The organism is Pseudomonas sp. IT-196MI5 (assembly GCF_949767415.1).
GTDB lineage: Bacteria > Pseudomonadota > Gammaproteobacteria > Pseudomonadales > Pseudomonadaceae > Aquipseudomonas.
In genome coordinates, this window is record NZ_CATKPZ010000083.1 from 59,216 (window position 1) to 75,549 (window position 16,334).

A 16,334-nucleotide genomic window follows, 5' to 3' on the forward strand; every position below is an offset into this window, starting at 1 on the left:
AATATGAGCTGCTTCAAGGACATGCGCTGGCCTTAAAGATCGCAGCCTGCGGCAGCTCCTGCATGGATCGGCGTACACCTGTAGGAGCTGCCGCAGGTTGCGATCTTTTGATCCTATTGTGCCAACACCTCATCCGCCCTGCCGCCTTGTTGCTGGATCACAGCTTGGCAATCAACTCGCGCGCCGATGCGACGCAGGCTGGATTTCCACGCTTGGGAAGATATCCAGAATTCTGCGCTTGCCAGCGAAGCTCACCAGGTTCACACCGGACAGATTACCTACAACCAGGGAAAAGGCTGGAGCCTTGAAACCGGGTCGCTCTCGAGCCATGAACGGAGTCCTTCTGACGCTGTTGTGGAAATAGTTGACCTATACAAACTTCCATATCACCGCAAACAAAAACTGGTATTTCTGACAGTCGACAAGGCCTGCATTGGAGATTAAAACTAACGGCCTTACTAACAGGTTTGGCCGGACAACTCGACAGCCCAGTACTGCAATAACGGCGATCGATACCCCGCCCCTTTTCTGGATGCAACTTCAATTACTCAAATCGAGAAAATCATGAATTCAATCGTTGAAAATTTTTCGAGCGCATTCCGGCCAGTTGAACTGGTGGTCACCGATCAGAACTCCATTCTTCGAGCTGATGCAGAAGTCGATGCTGATGCAGCCAGGAAAAGTGAGGGGCGGTGGTTTAACCACAGTAACTTGCAACCTACTGGCCGTTATGCCCGGACAGACACTCAATTAAACGTCATAGTTTCCCCATCGCTAAGCGGTCTCGAACTGGTCATCGGACTGTTTGGGATCTATGGGGAACATAATGGCGGGGTGCAGAAGTCACACGCACGGTTCGCCTTGAATCCGGGTGCGAACGTGATCGTGGCGCCGCTCGACGGCATGATCTACATTCAAAACCGGATATTCAACACCGTTGCGACCGTCGAAGTGAGCGGTGGAGAACCGGTTCCCACCTACATTAAAGGCGTGACAACAAACGCGGACTTCCGTGCGCAGGTCGATCGCTGGAAAACAGCGCCCTTTGTCGAGCTTATCGGTGACTATGTCATGGGGGACTTTCAGAGCCGCGGGGTTCTTCCGTGGATACTTGATATCGACCTCGACAGAAGAATCGGTGTGTTCGACGCGGTCGTCGCTCATACCAACGTCCTTTACGGATTATCAAAACATGCGCACGGTGTCGCACATAAATCTTCAAACCGCATCTACATATCCAATCCAGATAGCGGCCCCGGGTTTGCTTCAGCTACAGATGGGCGCATCACTTTCCAGGTTAACACTGGTGCTGGCAGGGCGATTCTAATGAACCCCGAAAACAATTTGTGGGGTCTATACCATGAGGTCGGCCACACCTATCAACCCTACGAAGTTCGCTGGTCTAGCATGACCGAAGTTTCGGTAAATATATCATCGCTTGCGGTACAAGAAGCACTGGGTTTTCCAAACGCTCTAGACGATACGCCGACACGAAATGCGGTGGCCGAGTTCCGCAAGACGCCCATTGCTGACCGTGACTATGCATCTATTTCCAATGTATGGCTCAAGCTGCTGATGCTCGACCAACTCCGCCGTGGTTTCGGAGGTAACTTTTACGCTCAACTTGCCCAACAGTTTCGCACCGAAAACTCGGCAGGCATTCCAGAGCCAGAAACGGCCCTAGGCATTCAGCGGCACTTCATGCTCACCTCAGGGAAAGTGGCTAACCGTAACCTGACCCGGTTCTTCGAGGAGTGGGGCATGCCGCTTGATGACGCGACCCGCTCGGAACTCGCCAAGCTTCCCGCGCTCAAGTACGAGATCTGGAACAACATGAACCGACCAACCGACGTCATCGAACGCACTGTTCCTCCTCTGCTGGTTCCTGCCACTTTGACGTCTCCAGCCAGGGGAGCTTCGTTTTGTGAGAGCCACGCACCTTTATATGAGGGCAAAGGTACGCCGGGGGCCACGGTTACCATCGAGCAGGGTCGGCTCGACGGCGCCTGGTATCCTGTTGGAACGACCACGGTCAGAGCTTCCGGTGACTGGTCGTTCCAAGGTCTTGCGCTCCCTGCCGGTAATCGGGAAGCGCGGGCAACATTGAGCAATGAGGGCACTGGCTTCGCAAGAAATCCCTTTACGGTCACGGAATTGGAGGCGATTGAGGTCACAATGACCTCGCCTGCGGAAGGTGCTTTGTTCGGTGAGGACCATGTACCTATCTACAGCGGCAAAGGCACTCCGGGCGCGACGGTCAGAATCGACGAGGGTCCGCGCACGGGCGCGTGGCGTCGGGTAGGCACGGCCACGGTCAATGATTCCGGAGACTGGTTCTTGATCGGCTCGCCACTCACTGCTGATGCACGGGAAGCACGGGCGACGCAAGGCGACGATGACACCGATTTCGCCAAGAACAGATTCACGGTTTCCGAGATAGTTGAGATTCCTCCGACCCTGACATTTCCCGCCGAAGGTGTTTCGTTTAATGAGGATCACAGACCTGTCTATGCGGGCAAGGGTACTCCCGGCGCCACGGTCACAATCGAGCAGGGGCTGCGTACTGCCCCCTGGCGCCTGGTGGGAGCAGCCATTGTCAACACGAACGGAGACTGGTCCTACGTTGGCATGAAACTATCTGCTGGCGAGCGGGAAGCGCGGGCTACACAAAGCAAGGGAGGCACTGGCGCTGTAAGGAACAGGTTCACCGTCACAATCCAATAACACCAGGCATCAAGTTGTGATGAGAGCGACTTGTTTTCCGCCAGGTAACAAAGCCCCCTCACGTCTAAACATGCAAGCGAGCTTACTTGCGATAGCGAAATCCCCATCAGCATTCATGCTGAATGTAAAATCGCTTTCGCGAGCAAGCCCGCTTTGGGATTGTACTTGTCCATCAAGAAGCGAGCCCCCACTGAAGACCGAGATCCAAGATGCAGCAGCTGCAGGTTGCGATCTTTTGATCCTATTGTGCCAACACCTCATCCGCCCTGCCGCCCTCCTGCTGAATCACCAGATGAATAAAGTGCAGCTTGGCGATTACCGCCGGCGGCAGGACGAACGGATAGAAATCCGGCTGTCCCATGCTGCGCGACAGTTCATTGAGCATGCCGGCCAGTTCGATCCAGGCGTTGACGAACGATAGAAATGCCGCGCCATCGGGATGCTGTGGATCGTAGAGGGTATCCAGCGGAAACGGCTGATAGTCGAAGTCCATGTCCCGGGCGCTCATGCCGAAGCCCAGCGCGGTGTCCACCGCATCCATCATGTGCAGGTAATGCGCCCAGGTCTCGGCCCAGTCTTCCCACGGGTGCATGGTGGCGTAGGCGCTGACGCAGTGCTGCTGCCAGTCGAGCGGCGCGTTCTGCTGATAATGTCGTTCGAGGGCTTCGGCATAGCTGGCGCGTTCATCGCCGAACAATCCGCGAAAAGGCTCAAGCCACTGGCTATTGGCGATCAATCGATCCCAGTAGTAATGCCCGGCTTCGTGACGAAAATGCCCGAGCAACGTGCGATAGGGTTCATGCATTTGCACCCGCACCTGCTCGCGGTGGGCGTCGTCGGCTTCCTTGATATCAAGGGTGATCAGGCCGTTGGCATGGCCCGTGGTCGGCAGCGTTCCTTCCAGGTCCACGCCAATAAAATCGAAAGCAAGGCCAGTCTCTTCATCGACTGTTTTGGGAGTTACCTGCAACCCTAGACTGACCAGTTGGGCGACCAGGCGTCGCTTGGCAATTTCCACCTTGCCCCAGCGCTCGTGGTTGTCGGCTATCGACAGGTCGGGAATGGTGCGATTGAGGCTGCAGGCAATGCACAAGACGTCATGATCATTGGCTGGCAGCAACCAATTGCAGGCTGCCGGGGAGTCGAGGTTGGCGCAGCGTCGAAACAGGCCAGCCTCGGGATCGACATCAAGCAGCCAGGTGTCCGTTTGTACACCCGCTTGCAGTGAGGACAAGCGACTCTGCGCCGACTGATAACCCAACGCTGCCGAACAGGCCAGGCACTGACTGTTGCGAAAGAACAGCGACTGCCCGCAACGACAGGACCAGACCTTGCTGTTGCGTGAACGCTCGCCCTTGAACGGCGCGGCGATGCGCGAGCTGAGCTGCTCGAAGAAAGGGTACATGTCGATCTCTCCCTGGGGTTTGCCAAGACTAGATCATTCCCCAGAGATGATCGTTCCCATGGTGCGAATGAAAGGCTTGCACCAATTAGCAAGTCGAGCGCAACACCTGTGGGAGCGAGCTTGCTCGCGATGGCGGCAGATCAGCCAATATTAATGTCGGCAGTAACGGCCTCATCGCGAGCAAGCTCGCTCCCACATTTAAATCGCGCCTTTAATCGAGCTTGCCGTACCCTCGCAATGTTTCAACAAATGCCTCCTCATCCAGCACCTTCAGCCCCAACTCGTTAGCCTTGGCCAACTTCGACCCGGCGCCAGGACCTGCGACCACGCAATGGGTCTTGGCCGACACCGAGCCCGCTACCTTGGCCCCCAGGCTTTCGAGTTTGTCCTTGGCCACATCGCGGCTCATCAGCTCCAGCGAACCCGTCAGCACCCAGGTCTGTCCGGCCAGCGGCAAGCCTTCGACGACCTTCTTCTCGCTCTGCCAGTGCATGCCGAAATCGGCCAGTTGCTTCTCGGCCGCTTCGGCCAATTGGCGATTTTCTTCGACCGCAAAAAACTCGCGTACCGAATTGGCCTGTTTCTCCGGCAGCGCCTGACGCATGTCCAGCCAGTCCGCGCCGATCACTCCTTGCAGCGAACCGAATTTGTCCGCCAGTTTCTGCGCCCCGCCCGGCCCGACCGACGGAATGTGCAGCTTGTCGAGGAAGCCGCCGAGTGTGGTGCTCGCCGAAAACTCGGCGCCCAACTCGCCCTGATCCTGAATCTGCATGCCATGCCTGAGCAAATCAGCGATCACCTGCTGGTTATGCGCATCCTCGAAGAAGCTGTGGATCTCGTGCGCGACTTCCAGCCCGACGTCCGGCAAGTACGTCAATACTTGCGGCAAGGCCTGCTGCACCCGCTCCAGCGAGCCCAGGGAGCGCGCCAGGACCTTGGCCGTCTCCTCACCGACATCGGGAATCCCGAGGGCGTAGATGAACCGCGCCAGGCTCGGCTTCTTGCTGTCTTCGATGGCGCCGAGCAGGTTCTTGCTCGACAGTTCGGCAAAGCCTTCCAGATCGACGATCTGCTCGAAGGTCAGGGCGTACAGATCGGCCGGCGAACTCACCAGGCCTTCGTCGACCAGTTGCTCGACGCTCTTCTCGCCCAGGCCTTCGATGTCCATGGCACGACGGGAAACGAAGTGAATGATGGCCTGCTTGAGTTGCGCGCCGCAGGCCAGGCGACCGACGCAGCGATACACCGCGCCTTCGCTGACCGTCTCGCGGCCCTTGCTGCGCTTGATCAGCTGCGTGCGCTCGACATGGGAACCGCATACCGGGCACTGCGCGGGAATCTGCACCGGCCGGGCGTTTTCCGGACGACGCTCCATGACCACTTGCACCACCTGCGGAATCACGTCCCCGGCGCGGCGAATGATCACCGTGTCGCCGATCATCAGCCCCAGGCGCGCGACTTCGTCCATGTTGTGCAGCGTGGCATTGGCCACCGTGACACCCGCAACCTTGACCGGTTTCAGGCGTGCCACCGGCGTCACCGCACCGGTGCGGCCGACCTGGAACTCCACATCGAGCAGTTCGGTGAGTTCTTCCATCGCCGGGAATTTGTGGGCGATGGCCCAACGCGGCTCACGGGCGCGAAAACCCAGTTCACGCTGGGAGGCAATGCTGTTGACCTTGAACACCACGCCGTCGATTTCATACGGCAGCGCGCTGCGACGTTCGCCGATGTCGCGATAGTAATCCAGGCATTCGGCGATACCCTGCGCCAATTTCAGCTCATGACTGATCGGCATGCCCCAGGCCTTGAGTTGCTGCAAATTGCCGATGTGCGTATCGGCAATGTCCGCCGACACCTGGCCGATACCGTAGCAGCAGAATTCCAATGGGCGATTGGCGGTGATCTTCGAATCCAGCTGGCGCAAACTGCCTGCCGCCGCGTTGCGCGGGTTGGCGAAGGTCTTGCCGCCGACTTCCAGCTGCGTGGCATTGAGCCGTTCGAAACCGGCCTTGGACATGAACACCTCGCCGCGCACTTCCAGGGTCGCCGGCCAACCGGTGCCGTGCAGCTTGAGCGGGATATTGCGCACGGTGCGCACATTGACGCTGATGTCTTCACCCGTCGTACCGTCGCCGCGCGTGGCACCGCGTACCAGTACGCCGTCCTGATACAGCAGGCTGACGGCCAGGCCATCGAGCTTGGGTTCGCAGCTGTACTCGACTGTCGCGCCGCCACCGAACAGATCGCCCGCTGGCAAATCCAGGCCCTCGGTCACGCGGCGATCGAACTCGCGCATGTCGGTTTCTTCGAAGGCGTTGCCGAGGCTGAGCATCGGCACTTCGTGACGCACCTGGGTAAACGCCGACAGCGCCGCACTGCCCACTCGCTGGGTTGGTGAGTCGCTGGTGATCAGTTCGGGATTGGCCGCTTCCAGCGCCTTGAGCTCGTTGAACAAACGGTCGTATTCGGCGTCCGGAATGCTCGGCTCGTCGAGCACGTGGTAGCGATAGTTGTGCTGATCCAGCTCAGCGCGCAGCTCTAAAATACGGTTCTTGGCGGCGGTCATGGGTGTTCTCTCATAAAGCAAAAGAGCAGCCGAGGCTGCTCAATTTTTTAATCACGATAGCCCGAAGGCTTGCACTTTGTGGCGAGGGGGCTTGCCCCCGTTCGGCGGCGAAGCCGTCGTAAAAACCGGCAAACTCGGTGTAGTTGAATGGGGCTGCTTCGCAGCCCAACGGGGGCAAGCCCCCTCGCCACAGAAGCCTGCCCAGCCATTCAATCAACGTTTCTGGGTCAGGGCGCGGCGTTCGAATTCCACGATGCGCTGACGGTAGTGCTCGATCGTCTGGGCGGTCAGTACGCTGCGCTGGTCGTCCTTCAGTTCGCCGTTGAGTTCCTGGGACAATTTGCGCGCCGCTGCCACCATCACATCGAAGGCTTGCTTGGGATGACGCGGGCCTGGCAGACCAAGGAAGAAGCTCACCGCCGGGGTGCTGAAGTGGTCGATGTCATCCAGGTCGAATACGCCAGGCTTGACCGCGTTGGCCATGGAGAACAGCACTTCGCCGTTGCCGGCCATGCTTTCGTGACGATGGAAAATATCCATCTCGCCGAAACGCAGGCCGCTCTCCAGAATGTTCTGCAACAGTGCCGGCCCCTTGAAGCCGGCAGCGTCGCGGCAGATCACGCTGATCACCAGCACTTCTTCAGCTTGCGGTTGTTCTTTGCCATTGACCGAAGGCGATGCCTTGGTGTCATCCGGGAAGTCGTCGTCGCGGCTGCTGAAGCTCGGGCCACCGTCCAGATCCAGACTGAGGTTCATGTCGCCCTGGGAAGGCTCGCCGTGGCCACGCTTGCCGCGCTTGGACCCCGACTCGCGAGGCTCGCGGGCCGGCATGCTCACCGACGGCAGATCCTGCTCGTCCAGTTGCGGCTCTTTATGTGTGTCCAGCACGCGCGGCGGGCCCAGCAGCTCGGCGCTGGTGCTGCCTTCCTCGTCCGGCAGGCTGGACAGACTTCGATCAAGACGGAACTTCAGTTTTCCCTTGCCGCCGCGCATACGGCGCCAGCCATCGAAAAGAATACCGGCAATGACAATAATGCCGATGACGATCAGCCACTCGCGCAGACCGATTTCCATGTAATCCCGTGCCTCTATGAAAAATGCTGAAAAATAAGGGGTTTACAACCTGCAAACCGCTTTAAAACGTGGCGCCAACTCTATGTTCTGACAGGCGTTTTGCCCACGTATACGAAAAATTGACATTAAACTAGCACGACCAAAGGTAACTTTACACCGTCTACCACATTGGCTAGCGCGAATATGTCGATTGGCCAGCAAGTCGAAGCCAGTAAAAGAGTCCTACAAACCGTAAACACTCTTTCCTGCAACCACGACTCAGGCATCCACCATTGCCATCGCCTCCTCGACATCCACTGCCACCAGACGCGAACAACCGGGTTCGTGCATCGTCACTCCCATCAGTTGCTCGGCCATTTCCATGGCGATCTTGTTGTGGGTGATATAGATGAACTGCACTGTCTGTGACATCTCTTTTACCAATCGCGCGTAGCGTCCAACGTTAGCGTCATCCAGTGGCGCGTCAACCTCATCGAGCATGCAGAACGGCGCCGGGTTCAACTTGAAGATCGCAAAAACCAGGGCCAATGCGGTCAGGGCTTTTTCGCCACCGGAGAGCAAATGGATGGTGCTGTTCTTCTTTCCGGGCGGCTGCGCCATGATTGTTACCCCTGTATCGAGTAAATCTTCGCCCGTCAGTTCCAAATACGCGCGGCCTCCACCGAAAACTTTTGGGAAAAGCGCCTGTAAACCGCCATTGATCTGATCAAAGGTATCCTTGAAACGGTTACGGGTTTCCTTGTCGATCTTGCGAATCACGTTCTCAAGGGTATCGAGCGCTTCCACCAGATCGTCGTTCTGCGCATCCAGATAACGTTTACGTTCCGATTGTTGCTGGTACTCATCGATGGCCGCCAGGTTGATCGCGCCCAGGCGCTGGATCCTCGCAGCGATGCGCTCGAGCTCTTCCTCGGCATCCTTCTCGCTGGCCTCGGCGGTCAACGTCGCGAGTACGCCATGGAGATCGTAGCCGTCTTCCAGCAATTGGTCCTGCAAGGTCTTGCGGCGTACGCTCAGGGCTTGCCATTCCATGCGCTGGGTTTCGAGCTGACTGCGAATCAACTGGGATTGTTGTTCGGCCTGGCTGCGGCGTTTCTCGGCGTCGCGCAGTTCGCGGTCGGCGTCTTCGAGGGCGATCTGTGCAGTCTTGAGTTCTTCGTCGACGGTCATGCGCTTGTCGAGCAACTCCTCGAGCTTCAGACGCAGTTCTTCCAGTGGCGCCTCGCCCTCCTCCAGATTGAGGCTCAGTTGTTCGCGCTTTTCGGTCAGGCGCTCGGACTGCATTTCCAGTCGCTCCAGCGCCTGGCGCGTCGAATCATGCTGCGCCTTGAGCGAGCCCAGACGCACCGCCAACTGATGGGCGTGATCCTTGTGCTGCCGGGCTTCCTGTCGCACCCGGTCCAGACGTTCACGCAGGCTGTCGCGCTGGGCCAACAGCAACTCACGCTGCTCGGTGTCCAGCGCCATGCTGTCGAGGGCTTCCTGCAACTGCAGGCGCGCTTCGCCGATGTTCTCGTGTTCCAGAGCCCGCTGCTCGTCCAGCTCGGTGAGCTCTTCGTCGAGGCGGGTTCGGCGCAGGGTCAATTGTTCGGCCTTGGCCTTGCCGGCGGACAACTGGGCTTTCAGCTCACCTTGCTGGCGGGCTTCGTCCTGCAGCAAACGGCGCAAATGTTCGCGACCGTTTTCCTGCTGACGCTGCTGCGCCCTGAGATTCTGCAGCCGGGTTTCCAGGGTTTCGACCGCGGCTTCGCGCTCTTCGCGCTCAAGGCCCAGTTGCTGGATTTCCTGACCACGGGCGAGCACGCCACTTTCGGCTTCACTGGCCCGACGCACCCGCAGAAAATGCCGACCGACCCAGTAACCGTCGCGGCTGATCAGGCTCTGCCCGGCAGCCAGTTGACCGCGCAAGGCCAGGGCCTGTTCGAGACTGTCGACCGGCTTGACCTGCCCCAGCCACGGCGACAGATCAATCTGCGCCTCGACCTTGCCCAGCAAGCTGCCCGGCACCCGTACGCCATCGCTGGCCGGGCTGAGCAAGCGCAAGTCGCCCTGGGCAAACCCGGACAAATCGAAATCGTTGAAATCGTCGACCAGCACCGCTTGCAGGTCGGCGCCAAGCACGGTTTCCACCGCCAGCTCCCAACCGGCCTCAACCTTCAGGCCTTCGGCCAGGCGCGGGCGATTCGCAAGATTCTGTTCACGCAGCCATTCGGCGGTGCCGGTACCCGGATCGAGCGCGGCTTGCTGCAAGGCTTCGAGTGAAGCCAGCCGACCGTTGAGGCGCTGCAAATCGCCCTGGGCCTGCTGTTGCGCCGTCAGCGCCTGCTGCAGTTCCTGACGCAACTGTTCGAGCTTTTCGACCTGCGCTTCTTCGCTGGTCTGCAAATCTTCAAGGGTCGCTTCGGATTCGGCGAGCTGCTCGCTGAGTTCCATGATCGCCGCGTCTTCCGGGTCCGCCGAGAGCAAGGCGCGCTCTTCGCCAAGACGCTTCTGGCGATCGGCCAGGCGCTCCAGGCTGGTTTCCAGCTGCTGGATCCGCGATTGCTGCACTTCAGCCTGACGTCGTGGTTCGGCCGCGGTGTGGTTGAACGTATCCCACTGCTCTTGCCAGCCGTGCATGGTGGTTTCGGATTCTTCCAGCGCGGCAGCGGCCTCTTCGGCGGCGGCGCTGGTGACTTCCTGCTCCGGGGTAAGCATGTCCAGCTCTTCGCCGAGGGTCAGCAGCAGCGTGCGGTCGTGGCCCAGGTGCGATTCGGTTTCCAGGCGTGCGCGCTCAGCCTCTTTCAGGTCGTCCTGCAACTGGCGCAAACGCTGCTGACCGTGCTGGATGCTCTGCTCGACCCGGGCAATATCGCCGCCGACCGAGTAGAAACGCCCCTGCACCAGATTGAAGCGTTCCGAGAGGTCGTGGTGGCCGTCACGCAGGCGTTCGATGCTCGCATCGGCATTGCGCTGTTCGGCCACCAGGGCTTCGAAAGAAACTTCCTGGTTGCCGATGATCGCTTCACGCTGGCCGACCTGATCGTTCAGCGCCTGCCAGCGCAGGGCGGACAGTTGGGCCTTGAGCTGACGCTCCTCGCCCTTGAATTCCTGATACTTCTTGGCGGCCTCCGCCTGGCGGTGCAAGCGTTCGAGCTGGCGCTCAAGCTCTTCGCGCAGGTCGGTCAGGCGCTCCAGGTTTTCATGGGTGCGGCGGATGCGGTTTTCCGTCTCGCGCCGGCGCTCCTTGTACTTGGAGATGCCCGCGGCTTCTTCGATGAAGTTACGCAGGTCTTCGGGCTTGGACTCGATCAGCTTGGAGATCATCCCCTGCTCGATGATCGAGTAGCTGCGCGGGCCGAGGCCGGTGCCGAGAAAGATATCGGTGATGTCGCGGCGCCGGCATTTGGTGCCGTTGAGGTAATAGGTGGTCTGGCTGTCGCGGGTCACTTTGCGACGAATGGAAATTTCCGCATAGGCGGCGTACTCGCCGAGCAGCGTCCCGTCGGAGTTATCGAACACCAGTTCGATGCTCGCCTGGCTCACCGGTTTGCGACTGGTGGAGCCGTTGAAGATGACGTCGGTCATCGACTCGCCGCGCAGGTTCTTCGCCGAACTCTCGCCCATCACCCAGCGTACGGCGTCGATGATGTTCGATTTGCCGCAGCCATTGGGCCCGACCACCGCCGCCATGTTACTGGGGAAGTTCACCGTGGTCGGGTCGACGAAGGACTTGAACCCCGCCAGTTTGATGCACTTGAGCCGCACGCTCAGGCGTCCGTCAGGGCAGAAACCACCAGATCGCAACTGCGCTGGGCGTAAGCCGTCAGCACTTCGCGAATCTGCGGAAAATCACGGGCCAGCACCGCAGCGAGCAAACGCTCGAACAGCTCGAGGAATTCGCTCATCGACGCTTTGCGCTGGTCCAGGGCAAGGAAATACGCGCGGCTCATGGCCGGCTGCAGATTCTCGACGGTTTCCTGCAAGTACGGGTTGTTGGCGAATGGATACGCGGCGCGCATCACATTGAAGCTGTCGTCGACGAAGGTGCGGATGTCCTGACGCTCGTAGCTGGCCGTCAGGCGCTGCTGGATCTGCACGAACGGCGCCATGTCGGCCTGGGTTTTCCAGCTACTGGCCACCGAGTTACCGAGCAGAATGTAGAGCTCGCTCATCAATGTGCACAGGCTCCGCACCTTGTGCGAGGTGAGTTCGGTAACGTGGGCGCCACGTCGCGGCAGGATCGCGATCAGGTGCCGACGCTCGAGGATCAGCAAGGCCTCGCGAACCGAACCACGGCTGACATTGAGGGCCAGCGTGACTTTCTGTTCCTGGATGCGCTCTCCGGGCTTCATTTCGCCGCGAATGATACGTTCGGCGAGGTGGTGAGCGATTTGCTCGGCGAGGCTGTCCGGCGCCTTGAACGTCATGGTTGTCCTTCAAACTCTTCGATCTGTACAAGCGGCGCAGTGTAGCGCAATTGCCGCATCAGGGCGGAGTGCCCGTCCGGAGGTTTTTGGCACGATTCAAGCTAAAAAGCAGGCGATCGAACCAGCGACAATAATTAGGGAACAGGTGGTTAATCGAAAAAATGCATTTTCCTGACCTTTAAGTCAGAAAATCATTGACCGAAAAGTCAGACCTGCTAAATTCGGTTTCTATCGGTTAACAACAATAATGAGTCTGCGAGGCCTTCCGTGATCCAGTTTTTACTAAACCAGGAACTCCGTAGCGAGCACGCCCTGGACCCGAACCTGACCGTGCTCAATTATCTGCGCGACCATGTGGGCAAGCCCGGCACCAAAGAAGGCTGCGCCAGCGGTGACTGCGGCGCCTGCACCGTGGTGGTCGGCGAATTGCAGACTGATGACGACGGCCGTGAACACATTCGCTATCGCAGCCTCAACTCGTGCTTGACGTTCGTGTCGTCCCTGCATGGCAAACAGCTCATCAGCGTTGAGGACCTCAAGCACAAGGGTGAACTGCACAGCGTGCAGAAAGCCATGGTCGAGTGCCATGGCTCGCAATGCGGCTTTTGTACCCCCGGCTTCGTGATGTCGCTGTTTGCCCTGCAAAAGAACAGCGACGCACCGGACCATGCCAAGGCCCACGAAGCACTGGCCGGCAATCTGTGCCGCTGCACCGGCTACCGGCCGATCCTGGAAGCCGCCGAGCAGTCCTGCTGCGCCAAGCAACCGGATCAGTTCGACGCCCGCGAGGCCGACACCATCGCGCGCCTGAAAGCCATTGCCCCGACCGATATCGGCGAACTCAACAGCGGCGACAAGCGCTGCCTGGTGCCGCTGACCGTGGCCGACCTGGCCGACCTCTACGACGCTTATCCACAGGCCCGCCTGCTGGCCGGCGGTACTGACCTGGCGCTGGAAGTCACACAGTTCCACCGCACCCTGCCGGTGATGATCTACGTCGGCAACGTCGCCGAGATGAAGCGCATCGAACGTTTTGACGATCGCCTGGAAATCGGCGCCGCCACCGCCCTTTCCGATTGCTACGAGGCGTTGAACGCCGAGTACCCGGACTTCGGTGAATTGCTGCACCGCTTTGCGTCCTTGCAGATTCGCAACCAGGGCACCCTTGGCGGCAACATCGGCAACGCTTCGCCGATCGGTGACTCGCCGCCCCTGCTGATCGCCCTCGGCGCGCAAATCGTGCTGTGCAAAGGCGAAACCCGCCGCACCCTGGCACTGGAAGACTACTTCATCGATTACCGCGTCACGGCGCGCCAGGAAAGCGAGTTCATCGAGAAGATCATCGTGCCGCGCGCCAGCGTCGAAAAACTGTTCCGCGCCTACAAGGTTTCCAAGCGCCTGGACGACGACATTTCTGCCGTGTGTGCAGCCTTCAACATTCGCCTGGAGAACGGCGTGGTCGCTGAAGCCCGCGTCGCCTTCGGCGGCATGGCGGCCATCCCGAAACGCGCCGCTGCTTGCGAAGCCGCGTTGCTCGGCTCGCCATTCAACAGCACCACTATCGAGCGTGCCAGCGCTGCCCTGGCCGAAGACTTCACGCCGCTCTCGGACTTCCGTGCCAGCAAGGAATACCGCCTGCTCAGCGCGCAGAACCTGCTGCGCAAATACTTCATTGAACTGCAAACACCGCACATCGAGACTCGGGTGACCGCTTATGTCTAATCATCACGCCGTAGAGAAGACCCAAGCCGAACTGGCTGAACTGTTCGCCAAGGACCTGACCACCGGTGTCGGCCGCAGCGTCAAGCACGACAGCGCCGCCAAGCATGTGGCCGGTGAAGCGCAGTACATCGACGATCGCCTGGAGTTCCCGAACCAGTTGCACGTTTATGCGCGCATGTCGGACCGCGCCCACGCCCGGATCATCAGCATCGACACTTCGCCGTGCTACGCCTTCGAAGGCGTGCGCATCGCCATCACCCACGAAGACGTGCCGGGCCTGAAAGACATCGGCCCATTGCTGCCCGGCGATCCGCTGCTGGCCATCGATACCGTGCAATTCGTCGGTCAACCGGTGGTCGCCGTTGCTGCGAAAGACCTGGAAACCGCGCGCAAAGCGGCCATGGCCGCGATCATCGAATACGAAGACCTCGAGCCCGTGCTGGATGTGGTCGAAGCCCTGCGCAAACGCCACTTCGTACTCGACAGCCACACCCACAAACGCGGCGATTCGGCCACGGCGCTGGCCACCGCCGAGCACCGCATCCAGGGCACCCTGCACATCGGCGGCCAGGAGCACTTCTACCTGGAAACCCAGATCTCTTCGGTGATGCCGACCGAAGACGGCGGCATGATCGTCTACTGCTCCACGCAGAACCCCACCGAAGTGCAGAAGCTGGTGGCCGAAGTGCTGGACGTGTCGATGAACAAGATCGTCGTCGACATGCGCCGCATGGGCGGCGGGTTCGGCGGCAAGGAAACCCAGGCGGCGAGCCCGGCGTGCCTGTGCGCGGTGATCGCGCACCTCACCGGCCAGCCGACCAAGATGCGCCTGCCGCGCGTCGAAGACATGCTGATGACCGGCAAGCGTCACCCGTTCTATGTCGAGTACGACGTCGGTTTCGACAGCACCGGCCGCCTGCACGGCATCAACCTGGAACTGGCCGGCAACTGCGGTTGCTCGCCTGACCTGTCGGCGTCGATCGTCGACCGGGCGATGTTCCACTCGGACAACTCGTACTACCTGGGCGATGCGACCATCAACGGTCACCGCTGCAAGACCAACACCGCGTCGAATACTGCCTACCGTGGTTTCGGCGGCCCGCAAGGCATGGTCGCCATCGAAGAAGTGATGGACGCCATTTCTCGCCATCTGGCCCTGGATCCTTTGGCCGTGCGCAAGGCCAACTACTACGGCAAGACCGAGCGCAACGTCACCCACTACTACCAGACCGTCGAGCACAACATGCTCGAAGAGATGACCGCCGAACTGGAAGAAAGCAGCCAGTACGCCGAGCGTCGCGAAGCGATTCGTCGCTACAACGCCAACAGCCCGATCCTGAAAAAAGGCCTGGCGCTGACCCCGGTGAAATTCGGTATTTCCTTCACCGCCAGCTTCCTCAACCAGGCCGGTGCCCTGGTGCACGTCTACACCGACGGCAGCATCCACTTGAACCACGGCGGCACCGAAATGGGCCAGGGCCTGAACACCAAGGTCGCGCAGGTCGTGGCCGAAGTGTTTCAGGTGGAAATGGACCGCGTGCAGATCACCGCGACCAACACTGACAAAGTGCCGAACACTTCGCCGACCGCCGCTTCCAGTGGTGCCGACCTGAACGGCAAGGCTGCGCAGAACGCGGCTGAAACCATCAAGAAACGCCTGGTGGAATTCGCCGCTCGCCAATACAAGGTCAGCGAAGAAGACGTGGCATTCCACAACGGCCACGTGCGGGTCCGCGATCACATCCTGACCTTCGAAGCACTGATCCAGCAGGCGTATTTCGCCCAGGTGTCGCTGTCGAGCACCGGCTTCTACAAGACCCCGAAAATCTACTACGACCGCAGCCAGGCCCGTGGCCGTCCGTTCTACTACTTCGCCTTCGGCGCGGCGTGCTGCGAGGTGCTGGTCGATACCCTGACCGGCGAATACAAGATGCTGCGCACCGACATCCTCCACGACGTCGGCGCCTCGCTCAACCCGGCCATCGACATTGGTCAGGTCGAGGGCGGTTTCATCCAGGGCATGGGCTGGCTGACCATGGAAGAGCTGGTGTGGAACGACAAGGGCAAGCTGATGACCAACGGCCCGGCCAGCTACAAGATCCCGACCGCGGCGGACATGCCGCTGGACCTGCGCGTCAGGCTGGTGGAAAACCGCAAGAACCCGGAAGACACGGTGTTCCATTCCAAGGCCGTGGGTGAGCCGCCGTTCATGCTCGGCATTGCCTCCTGGTGTGCGATCAAGGACGCCGTGGCGAGCCTGGGTGATTACAAACATCAACCGAAAATCGACGCACCGGCGACTCCGGAGCGGGTGTTGTGGGGTTGTGAGCAGATGCGCCAGCTGAAGGCGGCGAAGGCTGTCGAGTCTGAGACCGAGTTGGCTTCGCTCTAAGACCGAGGCGCGCCTATCGCGAGCAGGCTCACTCCTACA

9 protein-coding genes are annotated in these 16,334 nt (G+C 59.8%); 3 read left to right on the forward strand and 6 right to left on the reverse strand.

Features of this window, described 5'->3' with window-relative positions; translation table 11 throughout:
* Window positions 1-171: 171 nt before the first annotated feature.
* Window positions 172-330 carry a hypothetical protein gene (locus tag ACM6IK_RS27340; protein ID WP_414876899.1) on the reverse strand — a complete coding sequence of 53 codons (159 nt, stop codon included), beginning with the start codon at window positions 328-330 and terminating at the stop codon, window positions 172-174.
* 234 nt (window positions 331-564) lie between these two features.
* On the opposite strand from ACM6IK_RS27340, the gene ACM6IK_RS27345 reads away from it, so the two are divergent.
* The gene (locus ACM6IK_RS27345; RefSeq protein WP_414876784.1) at window positions 565-2,724 is read left to right on the forward strand and encodes a M60 family metallopeptidase; all 2,160 of its coding nucleotides are present in this window, start codon (window positions 565-567) and stop codon (window positions 2,722-2,724) included.
* Window positions 2,725-2,965: 241 nt separating this feature from the next.
* Here the strand turns inward: ACM6IK_RS27345 and ACM6IK_RS27350 are convergent, their stop codons facing one another.
* From ACM6IK_RS27350 to ACM6IK_RS27370, 5 genes are all read right to left on the reverse strand, one after another.
* Complete coding sequence (locus tag ACM6IK_RS27350; RefSeq protein WP_414876785.1) at window positions 2,966-4,129, reverse strand: putative zinc-binding metallopeptidase; 1,164 nt, start codon at window positions 4,127-4,129, stop codon at window positions 2,966-2,968.
* 211 nt (window positions 4,130-4,340) lie between these two features.
* Window positions 4,341-6,698, reverse strand: a complete 2,358-nt coding sequence (ligA, locus tag ACM6IK_RS27355) for an NAD-dependent DNA ligase LigA (RefSeq protein WP_414876786.1) — start codon at window positions 6,696-6,698, stop codon at window positions 4,341-4,343.
* 213 nt (window positions 6,699-6,911) lie between these two features.
* The gene (gene zipA, locus ACM6IK_RS27360) at window positions 6,912-7,772 is read right to left on the reverse strand and encodes a cell division protein ZipA (protein ID WP_108218890.1); all 861 of its coding nucleotides are present in this window, start codon (window positions 7,770-7,772) and stop codon (window positions 6,912-6,914) included.
* 258 nt (window positions 7,773-8,030) lie between these two features.
* Entirely contained in the window at window positions 8,031-11,519 is a 3,489-nt protein-coding gene (smc, locus tag ACM6IK_RS27365) for a chromosome segregation protein SMC (RefSeq protein WP_414876787.1), read from the reverse strand.
* A gap of 2 nt (window positions 11,520-11,521) precedes the next feature.
* Window positions 11,522-12,181 carry a GntR family transcriptional regulator gene (locus ACM6IK_RS27370; protein WP_414876788.1) on the reverse strand — a complete coding sequence of 220 codons (660 nt, stop codon included), beginning with the start codon at window positions 12,179-12,181 and terminating at the stop codon, window positions 11,522-11,524.
* A gap of 267 nt (window positions 12,182-12,448) precedes the next feature.
* On the opposite strand from ACM6IK_RS27370, the gene xdhA reads away from it, so the two are divergent.
* Together xdhA and xdhB are read left to right on the forward strand one after the other, a co-directional pair.
* Window positions 12,449-13,903 (forward strand): xanthine dehydrogenase small subunit, encoded by a 1,455-nt coding sequence (gene xdhA / locus ACM6IK_RS27375; protein WP_414876789.1) that lies wholly within the window; start codon window positions 12,449-12,451, stop codon window positions 13,901-13,903.
* Window positions 13,896-16,295 (forward strand): xanthine dehydrogenase molybdopterin binding subunit, encoded by a 2,400-nt coding sequence (xdhB, locus tag ACM6IK_RS27380; protein WP_414876790.1) that lies wholly within the window; start codon window positions 13,896-13,898, stop codon window positions 16,293-16,295. The genes xdhA and xdhB overlap by 8 nt, the downstream gene beginning before the upstream one ends.
* The last annotated feature ends 39 nt before the right edge of the window (window positions 16,296-16,334 follow it).